The organism is Streptomyces sp. SID11385 (assembly GCF_010548245.1).
In the GTDB taxonomy this organism is placed as follows: domain Bacteria; phylum Actinomycetota; class Actinomycetes; order Streptomycetales; family Streptomycetaceae; genus Streptomyces.
Window position 1 is genome coordinate 1 of record NZ_JAAGLR010000740.1, and the last position, 17157, is coordinate 17157.

General features: G+C 72.2%; 19 protein-coding genes. 14 read left to right on the forward strand and 5 right to left on the reverse strand.

Annotation, left to right across the window (positions count from 1 at the left end; translation table 11 throughout):
* From G3I42_RS22370 to G3I42_RS22410, 9 genes are all read left to right on the forward strand, one after another.
* Window positions 1-581: LysR substrate-binding domain-containing protein (locus G3I42_RS22370; RefSeq protein ID WP_239096615.1), on the forward strand; the 581-nt coding region annotated here is incomplete at its 5' end.
* 230 nt (window positions 582-811) lie between these two features.
* Window positions 812-2011, forward strand: coding sequence for an amidohydrolase (locus G3I42_RS22375; protein WP_203607166.1), 1200 nt, complete (start codon window positions 812-814; stop codon window positions 2009-2011).
* Between the two features lie 303 nt (window positions 2012-2314).
* The gene (locus tag G3I42_RS22380; protein WP_164288638.1) at window positions 2315-3379 is read left to right on the forward strand and encodes a BMP family ABC transporter substrate-binding protein; all 1065 of its coding nucleotides are present in this window, start codon (window positions 2315-2317) and stop codon (window positions 3377-3379) included.
* Window positions 3380-3654: 275 nt separating this feature from the next.
* Window positions 3655-4719, forward strand: a complete 1065-nt coding sequence (locus G3I42_RS22385; protein ID WP_164288640.1) for a BMP family ABC transporter substrate-binding protein — start codon at window positions 3655-3657, stop codon at window positions 4717-4719.
* Window positions 4720-5080: 361 nt separating this feature from the next.
* Window positions 5081-6658, forward strand: a complete 1578-nt coding sequence (locus tag G3I42_RS22390) for an ABC transporter ATP-binding protein (protein WP_164288642.1) — start codon at window positions 5081-5083, stop codon at window positions 6656-6658.
* The gene (locus G3I42_RS22395) at window positions 6655-7902 is read left to right on the forward strand and encodes an ABC transporter permease (RefSeq protein WP_164288644.1); all 1248 of its coding nucleotides are present in this window, start codon (window positions 6655-6657) and stop codon (window positions 7900-7902) included. The genes G3I42_RS22390 and G3I42_RS22395 overlap by 4 nt, the downstream gene beginning before the upstream one ends.
* A complete protein-coding gene (locus G3I42_RS22400) occupies window positions 7899-9167 on the forward strand; it encodes an ABC transporter permease (protein WP_164288646.1) in 1269 nt (422 codons plus the stop codon). Before G3I42_RS22395 ends, G3I42_RS22400 begins: the two co-directional genes overlap by 4 nt.
* On the forward strand, window positions 9164-9568 hold the full coding sequence (locus G3I42_RS22405) for a cytidine deaminase (RefSeq protein WP_164288648.1): 405 nt from the start codon (window positions 9164-9166) through the stop codon (window positions 9566-9568). The genes G3I42_RS22400 and G3I42_RS22405 overlap by 4 nt, the downstream gene beginning before the upstream one ends.
* 78 nt (window positions 9569-9646) lie before the next feature.
* Entirely contained in the window at window positions 9647-10927 is a 1281-nt protein-coding gene (locus tag G3I42_RS22410; RefSeq protein WP_164288651.1) for a thymidine phosphorylase, read from the forward strand.
* A 36-nt stretch (window positions 10928-10963) separates the two neighbouring features.
* On the opposite strand, the gene G3I42_RS22415 is transcribed toward G3I42_RS22410, so the two are convergent.
* Window positions 10964-11653 carry a PIG-L deacetylase family protein gene (locus G3I42_RS22415; RefSeq protein ID WP_164288653.1) on the reverse strand — a complete coding sequence of 230 codons (690 nt, stop codon included), beginning with the start codon at window positions 11651-11653 and terminating at the stop codon, window positions 10964-10966.
* Window positions 11654-11868: 215 nt separating this feature from the next.
* Here G3I42_RS22415 and G3I42_RS22420 point away from each other — a divergent pair, with 215 nt between their 5' ends.
* Both G3I42_RS22420 and G3I42_RS22425 read left to right on the forward strand, forming a co-directional pair.
* Complete coding sequence (locus G3I42_RS22420; RefSeq protein WP_164288655.1) at window positions 11869-12021, forward strand: type II toxin-antitoxin system HicA family toxin; 153 nt, start codon at window positions 11869-11871, stop codon at window positions 12019-12021.
* Between the two features lie 50 nt (window positions 12022-12071).
* Window positions 12072-12473, forward strand: coding sequence for a type II toxin-antitoxin system HicB family antitoxin (locus G3I42_RS22425; protein WP_164288657.1), 402 nt, complete (start codon window positions 12072-12074; stop codon window positions 12471-12473).
* A 157-nt stretch (window positions 12474-12630) separates the two neighbouring features.
* Here G3I42_RS22425 and G3I42_RS22430 read toward each other — a convergent pair whose 3' ends face one another.
* Complete coding sequence (locus tag G3I42_RS22430) at window positions 12631-13908, reverse strand: MFS transporter (RefSeq protein ID WP_164288659.1); 1278 nt, start codon at window positions 13906-13908, stop codon at window positions 12631-12633.
* A gap of 7 nt (window positions 13909-13915) precedes the next feature.
* Window positions 13916-14536, reverse strand: coding sequence for a winged helix-turn-helix domain-containing protein (locus G3I42_RS22435; protein WP_164288661.1), 621 nt, complete (start codon window positions 14534-14536; stop codon window positions 13916-13918).
* A gap of 104 nt (window positions 14537-14640) precedes the next feature.
* Here G3I42_RS22435 and G3I42_RS22440 point away from each other — a divergent pair, with 104 nt between their 5' ends.
* Window positions 14641-14892, forward strand: a complete 252-nt coding sequence (locus tag G3I42_RS22440; RefSeq protein WP_164288663.1) for a type II toxin-antitoxin system prevent-host-death family antitoxin — start codon at window positions 14641-14643, stop codon at window positions 14890-14892.
* Window positions 14889-15149: a Txe/YoeB family addiction module toxin gene (locus tag G3I42_RS22445; protein WP_164288665.1), complete on the forward strand. Its 261-nt coding sequence runs from the start codon at window positions 14889-14891 to the stop codon at window positions 15147-15149. The genes G3I42_RS22440 and G3I42_RS22445 overlap by 4 nt, the downstream gene beginning before the upstream one ends.
* A gap of 12 nt (window positions 15150-15161) precedes the next feature.
* Here the strand turns inward: G3I42_RS22445 and G3I42_RS22450 are convergent, their stop codons facing one another.
* The gene (locus tag G3I42_RS22450; protein ID WP_164288667.1) at window positions 15162-15599 is read right to left on the reverse strand and encodes an SRPBCC family protein; all 438 of its coding nucleotides are present in this window, start codon (window positions 15597-15599) and stop codon (window positions 15162-15164) included.
* Between the two features lie 101 nt (window positions 15600-15700).
* Window positions 15701-16624, reverse strand: a complete 924-nt coding sequence (locus G3I42_RS22455) for an AEC family transporter (protein ID WP_164288668.1) — start codon at window positions 16622-16624, stop codon at window positions 15701-15703.
* Window positions 16625-16810: 186 nt separating this feature from the next.
* On the opposite strand from G3I42_RS22455, the gene G3I42_RS22460 reads away from it, so the two are divergent.
* On the forward strand, window positions 16811-17157 hold a 347-nt coding region (locus tag G3I42_RS22460; protein ID WP_343244627.1), incomplete at its 3' end, for an STAS domain-containing protein.

Genomic DNA, 17157 nt, shown 5'->3' on the forward strand with positions numbered 1-17157 from the left:
CCGGCGCGGGCGCCGTCTTCGCCGAGGACACGACCCCGCGCCTGCTGCCGCGCGTCCACGACGGGGAACTCGATCTCGCCGTCGTCACCGACTACCCGCCGGGGCTGCCCGCCCACTCGGGGCTCACCGTCACGCACCTCTTCGACGAGCCCCTGTGGTGCCTGCTCCCCACGGGCCACCCGCTCGCCGCACACGCCGTCGCCGACCTCGCGGCGCTCGCGGACGAGCTGTGGGTCGAGGACTACGAGGGCGCGGCCTCCCTCCTCACGGCGGCGGCGGCGCGGGCCGGGTTCACGCCGCGCGCGGGCGTCGAGTGCGGCGGCTGGCTCGGCAAGCAGGGCTTCGTCGCCACCGGGCACGGCGTCGCGCTCGTCCCGCGCTCCCTCGTCCCCGCGCTGCGCCCCGGACTCGTCGCGCGCCCGCTCACCGACCCGCCCGTGCGCGCCGTCCACGGGGCGGTGCGGGCGGGGGAGCGGAGCACGGCGGTACGGGAATTCCTCGACGCCGTGCGGGAGGCGGGGCGCGGGGACGGCGCGGCGGGGAACGCGGACGTTCCGGCCGATCCGAACACGCGAGCGTAAACACGAGTAAAAGCGAGGCATACCCATCGTGGGCGTCCACCATGCGGAATCGGGCAGACTTTCTTACGTCTTTCCCGGTGAACTTTCGCGTTTGACTGGATAGTTGCCCCCTGCATCGCCTTACCCTTCGAAGGGTGAGCCACCTCGAAGCGCCCGAGACCGATGCCCCCGCCCCCACCGCCACCACCGATGTCGCCCCGGCCGGAGCCGCCGCCGCTTCAGGCGCGGCCCTGCCCGGTGCGGCGGCCGATTTTCCCGCCGGGCTGTGCGAGGAGCTGATCGCCTTCCGGCGCGATCTGCACGCGCACCCGGAGCTGGGCAACCAGGAGGTCCGTACGACCGGGGCGATCAAGGCCAGACTGGAGGAGGCGGGCCTGCGCCCCCGCGTGCTCAAGGGCGGCACCGGGCTCGTGTGCGACATCGGCGAGTGGGACGGGGGCCGCCCGATGCTCGCGCTGCGTGCCGACATCGACGCGCTGCCCATCCCCGACACCAAGGTCACGACCGCCTACCGCTCCACCGTCCCCGGCCGCGCGCACGCCTGCGGCCACGACGTGCACACGACCGTCGTGCTCGGTACCGGCCTCGTCCTCGCCGACCTCCTCCAGCGCGGCCTGCTGCCGCGCCCGGTCCGGCTCGTCTTCCAGCCGGCCGAGGAGGTCCTGCCCGGCGGCGCGGCCGACGCGGTGCGCGACGGGGTCCTGGAGAACGTGGGCCGCATCCTCGCCGTGCACTGCGACCCCAAGGTCGACGCGGGCCGCATCGGGCTGCGCCACGGCCCGATCACCTCGGCGTGCGACAGCCTCAAGATCTCGCTCGACGGCCCCGGCGGCCACACCGCGCGCCCGCACCTGACGACCGACCTCGTCACGGCCGTCGCCAAGGTCGCCACCGAGGTCCCCGCGCTCGTCGGGCGCCGGGTCGACACCCGCGCGGGGCTCGCGATCACGTGGGGCCGCATCGAGTCCGGGCACGCCACCAACGTCATCCCGCAGCACGCCGAACTCGCCGGGACCGTACGGTGCCTGGACCAGCGCACGTGGGAGACGGCGCCCGACACGGTGTACGCGGCGATCGACGAGGTCGCGGCGCTCTACGGCGCGAAGACGCAGATCACGTACGTGCGCGGAGTGCCCCCGGTCGTCAACGAGGCTTCCGCCGCCGACCTGTTGCGCGACGCGATGACCGCGCGGCACGGCGCCGACTCCGTCGAGAGCACCGAACAGAGCCTGGGCGGCGAGGACTTCTCCTGGTACCTCCAGCACGTGCCCGGCGCGATGGCCCGCCTCGGCGTCCGCACCCCCGGCGACCGGCTCTCCCGCGACCTGCACCAGGGCGACTTCGACGTGGACGAGTCGGCGATCGCGGTGGGGGTCGAGTTGTTCACGGCGGCGGCGCTGCTCGACGCGGCGGAGGACCGGACGAGCTGAGCCCCCGAGGGCGGGGCGGGCCCCTTGTGGGGCTCCGCCCCACACCCCGCTCCTCAATCTCCCCCAGCCTTCGGCCGGGAGGTGCCGCCCGGAGGGGCTGGATTTTTGGGCTGAGGTTTTCGGCCTGGCGCCCAAATCCCCCCTTCGTCACCCTCGTTCACCGGCCCGTAACGGCCCGTTGGCACGAATGGGTAACGCCTCGCCGAAGCCCTTCAGCCCCCGCTTCTACGCGCGTTACTGTGCGGCGCGTTGGAGAGCGCCGACGATCGCGTCGAACAAGCGCCTGGAGAAGGGGAGTTCCCCGTGGGTCACAAGTCGAGGTTCACCCGGGTCGCCGTGGGAGTCGCCGCGCTGGCGCTCGCCGCCACCGCCTGCGGGAAGACGAGCGGTGAGGCAGAGAAGGACGACGCCAAGAAGGGCGACTCCTCCGCGTCCAAGGGCATCGGCCTCGCGTACGACGTCGGCGGGCGCGGCGACCAGTCGTTCAACGACGCCGCGTACGCGGGCTTCGAGAAGGCCCGCAAGGAGTTCAAGCTCGGCGGCCAGGCCGTCGAACCGCAGGACGGCGAGTCCGACGCCGACAAGGTCGCGCGCCTCACGCAGCTCGCCAAGAGCGGCTACAACCCGATCGTCGGCGTCGGCTTCGCGTACGCGCCCGCCCTGAAGGAGGTCGCGCCCAAGTACCCGAAGCTCACCTTCGGCATCATCGACGACGACACCGTCAAGGGCGACAACGTCGCCGACCTCGTCTTCCACGAGGAACAGGGCTCCTACCTCGCGGGCGTCGCGGCGGCGAAGGCGACGAAGAAGAAGCACGTGGGCTTCATCGGCGGCGTCGACGTGCCGCTCATCCACAAGTTCGGCGCGGGCTTCAAGGCGGGCGTCGCCTCCGTCGACCCGAAGATCAAGGTCGAGGAGCAGTACCTCACGGAGAAGGCCGAGGACGGCGGCTTCTCCAGCCCGAACCTGGGCAAGGAGGCGGCCAAGGGCCAGCTCGACAAGGGCGCCGACGTCCTCTACGCGGCGGCCGGGCTCTCCGGCCAGGGCGTCATCGAGGAGGCCGCGGCGGCGAAGAAGTGGGCCATCGGCGTCGACTCCGACCAGTACAACCAGAAGCCGCTCGCCAAGTACAAGGAGTACATCCTGACGTCGGTCCTGAAGGACGTCGGCGGCGCGGTCTACGACCTGACGAAGTCCGTCGTCGACGGCTCCCCCAAGACCGGCGAAACCCGCTTCGACCTGGCCTCGGGCCGCGTGGGCCTCTCCGAGTCGAACCCGGCGTACGGCAAGATGACGGACCTGACGGCGGCGGTCGAGAAGGCGGAGGCGGACATCAAGGCGGGCAAGATCGACGTCCCGACGTCCTGACGCGGTCGTTTCCGGGAGGGGCTGGACGCAAAAACCCAGCCCCTCTGGGGGTACCTCCCGGCCGAAGGCTGGGGGAGTTTGAGGAGCGGGGTCCGGGGCGGAGCCCCGAAACCGCGCGACCTGCGCAAGGTCACTCTCCGCGAAACCGCGCCCACGGCGCCTGGGCACAGGTGGATAACGGGTGACCTGCGGGGGTTTTCCGCGCGTTCTACGCGCGTTACGCTGCGGCGGAACCAGCGCCCCATCCGGGTGCCGCCACACAAGGAGTCCCGCTCATGCGCCGCCTGTCCCGAATCGCTGCCGCAGGCATTGCGACCGCCGCTCTCGCCGTCTCCGTCACCGCTTGTGGCGGTACCTCCAGCGACGCCGCCGCCGACAAGGACAAGGGCGGCGACTCCAAGGCCAAGGGTCTCGCCCTCGCCTACGACGTCGGTGGCCGGGGCGACCAGTCCTTCAATGATGCCGCGCACGCGGGCATGGTGAAGGCGGAGCAGGAGTTCAAGTTCACCGGCGAGGACGTCGAGCCGAACGACGGCGAGTCCGACGCCGACAAGGTCGCCCGCCTCGACCAGCTCGCGAAGCAGGGCTACAACCCCGTCATCGGAGTCGGCTTCGCCTACGCGCCCGCCATCAAGGAGGTCGCGGCCAAGCACCCGAAGACGACCTTCGGCATCGTCGACGACGAGACCATCCAGGAGAAGAACGTCGCCGACCTCGTCTTCCACGAGGAGCAGGCGAGCTACCTCGCGGGCATCGCCGCCGCGATGACCAGCAAGAGCGGCCACATCGGCTTCGTCGGCGGCGTGGACGTCCCCCTCATCCACAAGTTCGAGGCCGGGTACGTCCAGGGCGCCCAGTCGGTCGACCCGAAGATCAAGATCGAGAAGCAGTACCTCACCGAGAAGGCCGAGGACGGCGGCTTCTCCAGCCCGAACCTGGGCAAGGAGGCCGCGAAGGGCCAGCTCGACAAGGGCGCGGACGTCGTCTACGCCGCCGCCGGTCTCTCCGGCCAGGGCGTCATCGAGGCCGCGGCCGCCGCCGACAAGTGGGCGATCGGCGTCGACTCCGACCAGTACAGCCAGAAGCCGCTGGCGAAGTACAAGGACCACATCCTCACCTCCGCCACCAAGGACGTCGCGGGCGCGGTCTACAACCTCGTGAAGTCGGTGGAGGACGGCAAGCCCGCGACCGGCGTCGTCCGCGCCGACCTCGGCTCCGACGGTGTCGGCCTCGCCGACTCCAACCCGGAGTTCAAGGGCGACGCCAAGCTCCAGAAGGCGATCGAGAAGGCCAAGGCCGACATCGCCGCGGGCAAGATCAAGGTCAAGACCACCAGCTGAGCGGCGCCTTGGGCCCGGCCGGCGCGTATCGTCCGGGCCACGCGCGCGCACGGCGGTACGGGGCCGAGCGGAGCCCGTAGCGCCGGGGGCGGTCCCGCGGCAGCGCGGGCGGTCCCGCACCGCCACAACTGAACCAGTGGACACCGCCACGAAACGGTGCCGTCACCGGCCCCGGGGAGGCTGAACCCGCCCCGGGGCCGACCGGCACCCGCCCCCGCACCACCCCTCCCGCACCCGTCCGGGCCGCCGCACGCGGGCCCCCTTCCGAGGAGAATGCGCCATCAACGCGTCTCAAAGCCCTCCGTCCGGCGGCCAGGCGCCCGCGGTCGAGCTCCAGGGCATCACCAAGCGCTTCCCGGGCGTGGTCGCCAACCACGACATCCACCTCAGCGTCCGCAAGGGCACCGTGCACGCGCTCGTCGGCGAGAACGGCGCGGGCAAGTCGACGCTGATGAAGATCCTCTACGGGATGCAGAAGCCCGACGAGGGCACGATCCGCGTGGACGGCCAGGAGGCCGCCTTCGGCTCCCCGGCCGACGCGATCGCGCGCGGCATCGGCATGGTGCACCAGCACTTCATGCTCGCCGACTACCTCACCGTCCTGGAGAACGTCGTGCTCGGCAGCGAGAAGCTGCACGGCATCGGCGGGGCCGCGCGCCGCAGGATCGTCGAGCTGTCCGAGCGCTACGGGCTCGGGGTCCGCCCCGACGTACGCGTCGAGGACCTCGGGGTGGCCGAGCGGCAGCGCGTCGAGATCCTCAAGGTGCTCTACCGGGGTGCGACGACGCTCATCCTCGACGAGCCGACCGCCGTGCTCGTGCCGCAGGAGGTCGACGCGCTCTTCGGCAACCTGCGCGAGCTGAAGGCCGAGGGCCTCAGCGTCATCTTCATCTCGCACAAGCTCGGCGAAGTCCTCTCCGTCGCCGACGACATCACCGTCATCCGGCGCGGTACGACGGTGGGCACCGCCGTTCCCGCCGAGACGACGCCCAAGCAGCTCGCCGAGCTGATGGTCGGCAGCGAACTGCCCACCCCGGAGACCGCCGAGTCCACCGTGACGGACCGCGCGCTGCTCACCGTCGAGAAGCTGCGGCTGTGCGCCGACGGCGGCCGGCCCCTCCTCGACGACATCAGCTTCACGATCCACGAGGGCGAGGTCCTCGGCATCGCGGGCGTCGAGGGCAACGGGCAGACCGAGCTGATCGACGCGCTCATCGGCCTCAAGGGCGCCGACTCGGGCCGCATCCTCCTCGCGGGCGAGGAGATCACGCCGTGGCCGACGCGCAAGCGCCGCGAGCACGGCGTCGGCTACATCCCCGAGGACCGCCACCGCCACGGTCTCCTCCTCGACGCGCCGCTGTGGGAGAACCGCATGCTCGGGCACGTCACCGAGGAGCCCGCCGCGAAGGGCTTCTGGCTCACGCCGAAGGCCGCGCAGGAGGACACGCGCCGCATCGTCGAGGAGTACGACGTCCGTACGCCCGGCATCGACGTGACGGCCGGTTCGCTCTCCGGCGGCAACCAGCAGAAGCTCATCGTCGGCCGCGAGATGAGCCACAAGCCGCGCTTCCTGATCGCCGCGCACCCGACCCGGGGCGTGGACGTCGGCGCGCAGGCGCAGATCTGGGACCAGATCCGCGAGGCGCGCCGCGAAGGGCTCGCGGTCCTCCTCATCTCCGCAGACCTGGACGAACTCATCGGCCTCTCGGACACCCTGCGGGTCATCTACCGCGGCCGCCTCGTCGCCGACGCCGACCCCGCGCACATCACGCCCGAGGAACTGGGCTCCGCGATGACGGGGGCGAGCAGCGGCCACCTGGAGGAGAGCGCCACCACCGGGACCGCCGCCGCGAAGGCCGCCCCCTCGGTGGACACCGCGAAGAAACCCGTACCCCCGCAGACCTCGAAGGCCCCGCAGGAGAAGGACACCCCTCGATGAGCAACCTCTCCGCGCAGTCACCGGACGAGTCGCCGCTGGAGCCGGGCAAGCCGGGCAAGCCGGGCAAGTCCGGAGGGCCCGGCCCGTCCCGGGGCTCCGAGGCGCACGGCCCCTCCGGCAAGAAGTGGGACTCCGAGCGGCTGATCCTGGCCGTCGCGGGCCCGGTGATCGCCCTCGTCGTGTCGTTCGTCGTGACCGGCATCGTCCTGGTCGTCTCGGGCAAGAACCCGGTCGAGCCCTTCCAGCTCATGTTCGAGCAGATCGGCTACTCCGACCAGCAGGTCCTGATCATCAACCAGGCGGGGGTCTACTACCTCGCCGCGCTCGCGGTCGCCCTCGGCTTCCGCATGAACCTCTTCAACATCGGCGTCGACGGGCAGTACCGCCTCGCCGCCTGCGTCACCGCGATCGCCGGTTTCCACCTCGCGCTGCCGCAGGTGCTCCAGATCCCCGCGCTGCTGATCATCGCGATGCTCACCGGCGCCCTGTGGGCCGGGATCGCCGGCGTCCTGAAGGTCATGCGCGGCGTGAGCGAGGTCGTCGCGACGATCATGCTCAACTCGGTCGCGACCTCGCTCATCGTGTGGCTGTGCCTCACCGACAACTTCGGTGTGCAGGTCGGCAACAACCAGACGACCGGCGTCATGGACAAGGCCGGCTGGTTCCCCGGCATCGGCATGGGCGACGCGGGCGAGATCTACGGCTTCGTCTTCGTCGCGATCCTCGCGGGCCTCGTCTACTGGCTCGTCCTCAACCGCACCCGCTTCGGCTTCGACCTGCGCGCCTCGGGCGCCTCCGAGGAGGCCGCGGCGGCGAGCGGCGTCAGCGCCAAGCGCATGACGCTCACCGCGATGCTCCTGTCCGGCGCGGTCGCCGGGCTCGCGGGCCTGCCGATCCTGCTCGGCGACACGCACACGTACAGCCAGAGCTTCCCCAGCGGCCTCGGCTTCACCGGCATCACGATCGCCCTGCTCGGCCGCAACAACCCGCTCGGCATCGCCGCCGCCTCGCTCCTGATCGCCTTCCTCGACAAGGCGAGCGCCGTACTCGACTACAACGGGTACGAGAAGGAGATCGCGACGATCATGCAGGGGATCATCGTGATCGCCGTCGTCGTCGCCTACGAGCAGGTACGGCTGTGGGGCCTGCGCCGCCAGCAGCGCCGCGTCGGGCTCGAACTCGCGGCAGCCGCTGCCGCCGCCACCCCGTCCACCGAGGTCAAGAAGGAGGCGGCGGCCCGATGAGTACGCCCACCACCACCGCACCGGAGAAGGCGCAGGCCGCGCCGCCCCGCCCCCGCCCCAAGCTCACCTGGCCCGTGGTCCTGCTCCTCGTCGCAGGGCTCCTGATCATCGTCTCCGCCGTACGGCTCATCACCGGCGCCGACGGCATCACCGCGACCGGGCAGATGTCCGCCGCGCTGCGCCTGGCCGTCCCGATCGGCCTCGCCGGGCTCGGCGGGCTGTGGGCCGAGCGCGCGGGCGTCGTCAACATCGGCCTCGAAGGCATGATGATCCTCGGCACCTGGTTCGGCGCCTGGGCCGGCTACCAGTGGGGCCCCTGGGTGGGCATCCTGCTCGGCATCGTCGGCGGCGCGCTCGGCGGCCTGCTGCACGCGATCATCACGGTGACGTACAACGTCAACCACATCGTCTCCGGTGTCGCGATCAACATCCTCGCGCTCGGCGTCACGCGCTACCTCTCGATCTTCACCTTCGCCGAGGCGGACGGCGGTACGTCGAAGCAGTCCCCGCCGATCGACTCGCTCGGCACCTGGACCGTGCCGGGCGTCGCGGACGGGCTCAGCGACCTCGCGAACAAGCACTGGTTCCTGATCTCGGACCTCGCCGGGCTCGTCGGCGGCGTCCTCACCGACCTCTCGCCGCTGACGCTGATCGCCCTGCTCCTCGTGCCGTTCACGTGGTGGGTGCTGTGGCGCACGAGCTTCGGCCTGCGGCTGCGCTCCTGCGGCGAGAACCCGGTCGCGGCCGAGTCCCTCGGCGTGGACGTCTACCGCTACAAGTACCTCGCGGTGATCATCTCCGGCGGCTTCGCGGGCCTCGGCGGCGCCTTCCTCGCGCTCGTCTCCTCCAACATCTACCTGGAGGGCCAGACCGGCGGGCGCGGCTACATCGGCCTCGCCGCGATGATCTTCGGCAACTGGATGCCGGGCGGACTCGCCCTCGGCGCCGGGCTCTTCGGCTACACCGACTCGCTCCGCCTGCGCGGCGGCGGCGAGAACGTGCACGCGGTGCTGCTGCTCCTCGTCATCCTGCTCGCCTTCGCCGTGGCGTGGCTCGTGTGGCGCAAGAAGTGGCTCGCGGCGGGTGTCACGACGGTCGTCGGGGCGCTGCTGCTCGTGTGGTACCTGTTGAGCGACGAGGTCCCCTCGCAGTTCGTCGCCATGACGCCGTACGTCGTGACGCTCCTCGTGCTCGCGCTCTCGGCGCAGCGGCTGCGGATGCCGAAGGCGGACGGGATGCCGTACCGGAAGGGCCAGGGCGGATGACGGCGACGGGGGCGGACGCGGAGTTCGACTGGGACGGGCTGCGCGAAGCCGCCCGGACCGCGATGCTCGCCGCGTACGCGCCGTACTCCGGCTACCGCGTCGGCGCCGCCGCGCGCGTCGCCGACGGCCGCACGGTCAGCGGCTGCAACGTCGAGAACGCGAGCTACGGGCTGAGCCTGTGCGCCGAGTGCGGGCTCGTCTCACAGCTCCTGCTCTCGGGCGGCGGCCGGCTGACCCACTTCACGTGCGTGGACGGCCAGGGCCAGGTCCTCATGCCGTGCGGGCGCTGCCGCCAGCTCCTGTACGAGCACGGGGGCGACGCGCTGCTCCTGGAGACGGCGGCCGGCATCCGCACCCTCGCGCAGCAACTGCCCGACGCCTTCGGGCCGCACAAGCTCTGATTCGTAGCGGGTATCAGTCAGGACGGGCCCGGCGCGCGCGCCGGGCCCGTACCGTTTCACCATCTTTGGGAGCCGTAAGTGGACGTCATCTCCGTCATCCGTACGAAGCGCGACCGGGGGGAGCTGAGCGAGGCGCAGATCGACTGGGTCGTGGACGCGTACACGCGCGGCGTCGTCGCGGACGAGCAGATGTCCGCGCTCGCGATGGCGATCCTGCTCAACGGCATGACGCGCCGCGAGATCTCGCGCTGGACCGCCGCGATGATCGCCTCTGGCGAGCGCATGGACTTCTCCTCGCTCAGCCGCCCCACCGCCGACAAGCACTCCACGGGCGGCGTCGGCGACAAGATCACGCTGCCGCTCGCGCCGCTCGTCGCCGCGTGCGGTGCCGCCGTGCCGCAGCTCAGCGGGCGGGGCCTCGGCCACACGGGCGGCACCCTCGACAAGCTGGAGGCGATCCCCGGCTGGCGCGCGAGCCTCACGAACGCCGAGCTGATGGACGTGCTCGACTCGACCGGCGCGGTCATCTGCGCGGCGGGCGACGGCCTCGCCCCCGCCGACAAGAAGCTCTACGCGCTGCGCGACGTGACGGGGACGGTCGAGGCGATCCCGCTCATCGCCTCCTCGATCATGTCGAAGAAGATCGCGGAGGGGACGGGCTCGCTCGTCCTGGACGTGAAGTGCGGGTCCGGGGCCTTCATGAAGAACGTGGCGGACGCGCGCGAACTCGCCGAGACGATGGTGGGGCTCGGCACGGACCACGGCGTACGGACCGTCGCGCTGCTCACCGACATGTCCACGCCGCTCGGCCTGACGGCGGGCAACGCGCTGGAGGTACGCGAGTCGGTGGAGGTCCTGGCGGGCGGCGGCCCGGCGGACGTGGTCGAGCTGACGCTCGCGCTGGCCCGCGAGATGCTCGACGGGGCCGGGCTGACGGACGCGGACCCGGCGAAGGCGCTCGCGGACGGCTCGGCGATGGACGTGTGGCGGCGGATGATCGCGGCGCAGGGCGGCGACCCGGACGCCGCGCTGCCGGTGGCGCGCGAGACGCACGTCGTCACGGCCCCGCGCGACGGCGTCCTCACCCGCCTCGACGCCTACGACATCGGCGTGGCCGCCTGGCGCCTGGGCGCGGGCCGCGCCCGCAAGGAGGACCCGGTACAGGCCGGGGCGGGCGTCGAACTCCACGCGAAGCCGGGGGAATCGGTGAGGGCGGGCCAGCCGCTGCTGACCCTGCACACGGACACGCCTGACCGCTTCGCGTACGCGCTGGAGTCGGTGGAGGGCTCGTACGAGATCGCGGAGACGGGGGGCCTGATGGCCCGCCCGATCGTGCTGGACCGGGTGGCGGCGGGCTGACCTCCCGGCGGGGCGGGTCCCCGGCCCGCCCCGCAGTCACGGGACCTCCGGCCCGGCCCCGCCGGTCTCGTACCACTCCGTCCCGAGCAGCCGCCCCCGTACGTCCTCCGCCATCGCCGCCAGCCGTCCGGGGGCGGCTCCTCGCTCCACCTCGCTCGCGTGCGCGAGGATCGCCGCGCACTTCCGGTCCAGCCAGGGCCGTACGTCCAGCCGCAGGTCCGCCCGCTCCTCCGGCAGGACACGCGGGGACTGCCCCGGGCGCAGGAGCGCGCCCCAGTCCCGCAGCGCCGACGGCGGGTGCGTCGCGCTCCACAGCGGGACGCCCGCCGCCTCGGCCGCCCCGGCGGCGACCTCGTGCGTACGGGCGTGGTCGGGGTGCCCGGTCAGGCCGCCGAGCGCGTCGTGCGTGACGATGACGTCCGGAGCGAACTCGGACACGTACCCGCCGAGCCGCGCCACGGCGTCTTCGAGCGCCGCGTCGAGCAACCGCACCTCCCCCGGCGCCGACTCCGGCACCTTTGCGTCGGCGTACCCGAGAAAGCGGGGTGCCCCGGCCCCCAACACCCGCAACGCGGCGGCGAGTTCGGGCTCCCGATGCGTCCCCGCCGTCCAGGTCGCGGTCACGACCCCCGTATGCCACCCGGCATCGGCGACCCGCGCGAGCAACCCCCCGGCGGACAGCGACTCGTCATCGGGGTGGGCAAAGACGGCGAGGAGAGCGGGCATGGGGGCAGCGTAAGGGCCGGTGGAAGTCCGGCCCGCGCTCACACGGCCGCCTTCGCCGCCACTTCTTCACGTCCCGCCGCGACTGCGCCGTCCGTACTGGTGCGCGATCGGGAGGGAGAGGGAAGCTCGCTTGTTCGCATGGATTAGACTTAGTCATTCGGGTACGTTAGACAATCGGCCTGAAGAAGAGAGACCTCATCAGGACGCTGGCGAAGATGGCATCCGGGAAAGGGGTCCGCTTCGGTCTCGAACGGCAGGGAAAGCACGAGGTCTGGTACTTCGGGACGCTTCCCCTGGTGATTCCGAGACACACCGAGATCTCCGAACCGACGGCGAAGGAGATCATCCGGAGGGCGGAAGGCACGTGACTTCCGCCCTCCGGGGCGTCCTTTCGCCTCCAGAAGTGGAAGGGATCACGATGCGCGACTACACGGCCACGGCCACCCGCAGCGGTAACTGGTGGGCCGTCGAGGTGCAGGGGCTGCCGGATCAGTACGTGAACGCGACGCAGGGTGCCACCTGGGCCGAGGCTCAGGAAATGGCCGAGGATCTGGTCCGACTCACCCACGAGTTCGCCGGGATCGACGAGGACTACACCGTCGTTCTCCGGCCCGGTGACGAGCGGGTCAGCCATGCCCTGGAGGATCTCGCCGCAGCCCGCGAGCGGCAGAAAGCCGCCGATGCCGCCGAGGACGAGGCGCTCCGGCGTGCCGCACGGGCCCTCACTCGTCACGGCTTCACGGTCCGGGACGCGGCGAAGCTCCTCGGTATCTCCTATCAGCGGGTTTCCCAGCTCGCGCCGCGCAGGACAGCGGCCTGACATCCGTCGGGGAACCGCCGAAGGCGTGGGTGCGGACGTCGCGGCGCCCGATGCGAGCGGGATGCCCAAGAAGGCCCCGGGCAGCGGGATGGCCGGGCCGGGGCAGCGTACGGGCGCGGAGGCGGAGTGGGCCTGTGGCCGGGCCGGGGGCGAGGCGTCAGGCGGCCTCGGAGCCGGCAGTTCTCGGCTCGGGCGTCTGCTCCGTTCTGCGGCGCCGGTCCATCTCGCGCCACTCCGGCAGGAGACCCGGCAGGCTCGTCGCCAGGAAGTACGCCGTGCCGCAGGCCAGGAGGGTGGGGACGAGTGTCGTCGCGCCGAGGAGGGAGCCCGCGAGCAGGCCGCCGAAGGGGATGCCCGCCCAGGCGAAGGCGGTGACGAGGCCGTGCACCCTGCCCAGGAGCGGGCGGGGGACGCGTTCGATCTGGACGGCTCCGAGTATCGGGTTGAGGAAGCCCGCGCCGAGGCCGGAGATCACGAAGACCGCGACGACGCACCACAGCGGCACATCCAGCGCGAGGACCGCGTAACGCGGCGCCCCCGTGAGGAAGTAGCCCACGAGGAAGACGGGGCGCCTGCGCAGCCGGTGCGCGTACACCGCCGCGATCACGCTCCCCGCGACCCCGCCGATCCCCATCGCCGCGCCCACGGCCCCGATCGCCCCGACGCCGCCGCCCGAGTCCCGTGCCCACACGGGGATCAGCACGCTGGTCGTGGCCGCGTCGAGCAGATTCGTCACGCCGACCACGACGGCCACCGCCAGCAGCAGCCGGTCCCCGCGCAGGAAGGCCGCGCCCTCGCGGAGCCGCCGCCAGTACCCCTCGGCCGCCGGGACGTCCGCCTCGGCGGCCGTCGCCCTGCGCGGCAGCGTCGTCAGGACGACGGCCGAACCGAGCGCGAAGAGCGCCGCCATGACGGTGAGCGAGGTCAGCTCGCCGAGTACGGCCACGAGCGCGCCGCCGCCCGCGAGACCGAGCGTGCTCGCGAGCCGCTCGACCGTGCCGGACAGCCCCGTCGCCCGCTCCATCGGCACCCGCGCGAGGTCCGCCGCCTCCGGGACCATGACCTCCTTGGCGAGGTCCCCCGGCCCGCGCGCCGTGCCGATCACGGCGACGAGCGCGAGCAGCACGCCCGTGTTCAGGACCCCGCCCGCGTGGAGCAAGGGGATCGCGAGCGCCGCGAGCGCGCTCACGAGGTCGGTGATCCCGGAGACCGTACGCGCCCCGAGCCGGTCGACGAGCGGCCCGCCGAAAGTCTGCGCGAGCACGTACGGGCCCATCTCGCAGAACGCGACGAGACCGGTCCGCGTCGCGCTGCCGGTCGTGGCGAGGACGTACCAGGGCAGCGCGATCGCGGATATGCGGGTCGCGGTCTGCGCGACCCCGATGGCGAGCAGGACGCCGATCAGGGGGCGCAGGGAGCGGGGTGCGGTCGTCATGGCGGGCTCACTCCTCGCCGGAGGCGGTCGGCGGGCGCTCGTCCGCCTCGGGGATGACGTGCACGATCATCGAGACGCGGCCCGTGCCCTCGGGCGCCTTCTCGGCCCCGGCCTGCCGGTAGCGCGCGATGACCTCGCGCACCTCCTGGCCGAGCCGCAGTGCCTCCTCGGGCGAGAGCCACAGCGAGTAGTCGCTCATGTCGGAGACCTCGCGCCACTCGGCGGGCAGCGTCGCGTACTCGTTGACGGCGTCCTGCATCCGGCGGGCGTGCGCCGCCGCGACGGCCTGGTGGTAGAGGAAGGTCGCCTCGGGCTCCCGCTCCACGTACGCGCTGGAGTCGAAGAGCGTCTCGATGTGCGCGGCCCGCCACCACCGTTCGCGGTTGTTGCCCCGCTCGCTGTCCTCGACGACGAACCCGGCCCCCGCGAGCTGCCGCAGGTGATAACTCGCGGTCCCCGAACTGACCCCGAGCCGCTGCCCGAGCGCGGTCGCGGTCGACGCCCCGAACCGCCGCAGCGCACCGAGCAGTTGAACGCGAACGGGGTGCGCGAGGGCGCGCAGGCCCTTGGCGTCGAGGGCGATGGAGGGGGAGGCGGACGGGGGAGTGGGCCGGTCTGCGGTGCTCATGGGGGCAGCGTAGACCGCCAAGACTTCTTCGCAAAGAGTTCTTCGCGAAGAAGTCTTGGCAATTCGCCGTGTTGTACGCTTTTACGTACAGGAAGGGAGGCGTCGTGAAGACGATGTCCTACACCGAATCCCGCAGGCACTACGCCGAGACCCTGGACGCGGTGGTCGATGACCGCGAAGAGGTGGTGATCACGCGCGCCGGCCACGAGCCCGTCGTGATCGTCGCGCTGGACGACTACCAGGCACTCAAGGAGACCGCGCACCTGCTCAAGAGCCCCGAGAACGCGCGGCGCCTGCTCGCGTCGATCGAGCGACTGGAGAGCGGTGGCGGCGCACCCCGGGAGCTCGCCGAGTGAAGTTCGTCTTCGACGAATCCGCCTGGGAGGACTACCTCTGGTGGCAGACTCAGGACCGCAAGGTGCTCAAGCGCATCAACATGCTCCTCCAGGAAATCGCCCGGGACGGCAACGAGGGCAGGGGCAAGCCCGAGCCGCTCAAGCACGGCTTCCACGGGTACTGGTCCCGCCGGATCACGGACGAGCACCGGCTCGTCTACAAGATCGTGGAAGACGAGATCCGCGTCGCGGCCTGCCGCTACCACTACGGGCGCTGAGGCCCCGCCCCCTCACCCCAGCGCCCGTGCCACCGCCCTCGGCATCGTCGTCGTGATCTCGTCGCCCAGGCGTTCGAACTCGCGGTGGAGGACGGGGGACGCGAGGGCGCTGAGGCCCTTGAAGCGGATCGTGGCGTGGTAGGTGATGAGGGTGCTGCCCGCGCCGGGCGTGAAGGTGAGGTCGTCGGTCGTCTCGGCGGTCTGGCTGACGCCGGAGAAGACGAGACGGTCGGGGGTGTACGTGTCGAGGCGGTACGTCAGCTCGGTGCGACGGCCCCGGAACTCCGTGACGTTGTGCCAGCGGGAGCCCTCGCCGACCGTCCCCTCGCCCAGGCGTTCGCACGAGACCGTGCCGGGGTCCCACTCCTCCGCGTGGGCGAAGTCGGCGAGGTAGGCGATCACCTTCGCCTGCGGGAAGGGCACCGCGAGCGTGCGGGTGACATGGATCATGGCGGCTCTCCTCGGACGAGGACGGCGGGGAGGCGGGTACGGGCACGGGCCCGCCGTCCGCCGTGGAGTGCACCCCTTCCCCGTACCGCCCCCCGCCACACTCACCCCAGCACCGCCGCCACCCCCACGAGCACCGGCACCGAAAGCACCGTCGAGAGCAACACCGATTCGCGGGCCAGGCGTTCGGCGACCCGGTACCGCACCGCGTACGTGTAGAGGTTCTGCGCGGCCGGCAGCGCCGAGGTGACGACGACCGCGAGGAGGTCGTGGCCGCGCAGCCCGAGGACGCACGCCGCGAGGAACCAGGCGATGAGCGGCTGGCCGAGCGCCTTGAGCCCCGCCGAGAGCAGCACCTGCCCGGCCTCGGGCCCCCGGGCCGGGAGCGCCGATCCGCGCAGCGAGATGCCGAAGGCGAGCAGGACGGCGGGCACGGACATGTTGCCGACGAGCGTGAGAGGGTCCATGACAGGGCCCGGCACGCTCACCCCCAGCGCCGCGACCGCCACCCCGCTCAGCGAACCGATCGCGATCGGATTGCGCAGCGGCGTGAGGACCTGTCCCACGAGGCCGCCCTTCGTGCGGCCCGGGCGGCGCAGGTCGAGGATCGTGAGCGCGACGGGGGTCGCCACGATCTGCTGGAAGAGGAGTACGGGCGCGACGAGCGAGGCGTCGCCGAGCACGTACACGGCGATGGGGATGCCGAGGTTCCCGGCGTTGACGTACCCGGAGCACAGCGCGCCGATCGTCCCCGGCCCGACCCCCCAGCCGCGCACGGCCGCGACGACCCCGTACACCGCCCCGACCACCACGACGCTCCCCGCCGTGACCAGCAGCTTCGCCGAGAGCAGGACGCCGAGGTCGGCGTCGGCGAGCGTCGTGAAGAGCAGCGCGGGCGTCGCCACGTGGAACGCGAGCCGCGTCAGCGTCTCGCGCCCGCCCTCGCCGAGCCGCCCGCTGCGCCCGAGCGCGTACCCGGCGGCGATGACGGCGGCGATGACCCAGAACCCGGTCAGGACGCCGCGCACGGGGCGGCTTTCGCGGTGGGGGAGGGGGCGGAGGGCTTCGCGCCCGACGGGACGGGTATCGGGCCGGGGGAATCGGTGGCGGGTGCAGGCATGTGGACATTGTCGGAGGTGGGGGCGGCCCGTCCCGAGGCGGGCCCGGGCGCTCCTGTGCGATGAGTCGGGCCCGGCTTCGCGGTCACCCCTTCCGTGGACCCAGAGACGAGCACGCCAGAAACGAGCGCGCCAGAGACGAGTACACCCGCGGAGCCGCGACCCGGCGCCCCCGTCCTGCGCCTGGGGGACCCCGTCGACGACCCGGCCGCCGACCCGGCTGCCCTGCACCGCCGGGTCGCCGCCCTCGCCGGGGCCGCCGGGACGGTCGTGATCGACCTCGACGGGTTCGCGCGGGACGGGCTCGCGGCGGTCGAACTGCTCGCACGGCTCGCGCTCACGGCACGGCGGCACGGGGGCCGGGTGCGGTTGCGGGGCGTTTCGGACGAACTGGGCACGCTGCTGGGGGCGTTGGGCCTGGCGGATGCGCTCGGTGTCAGTCC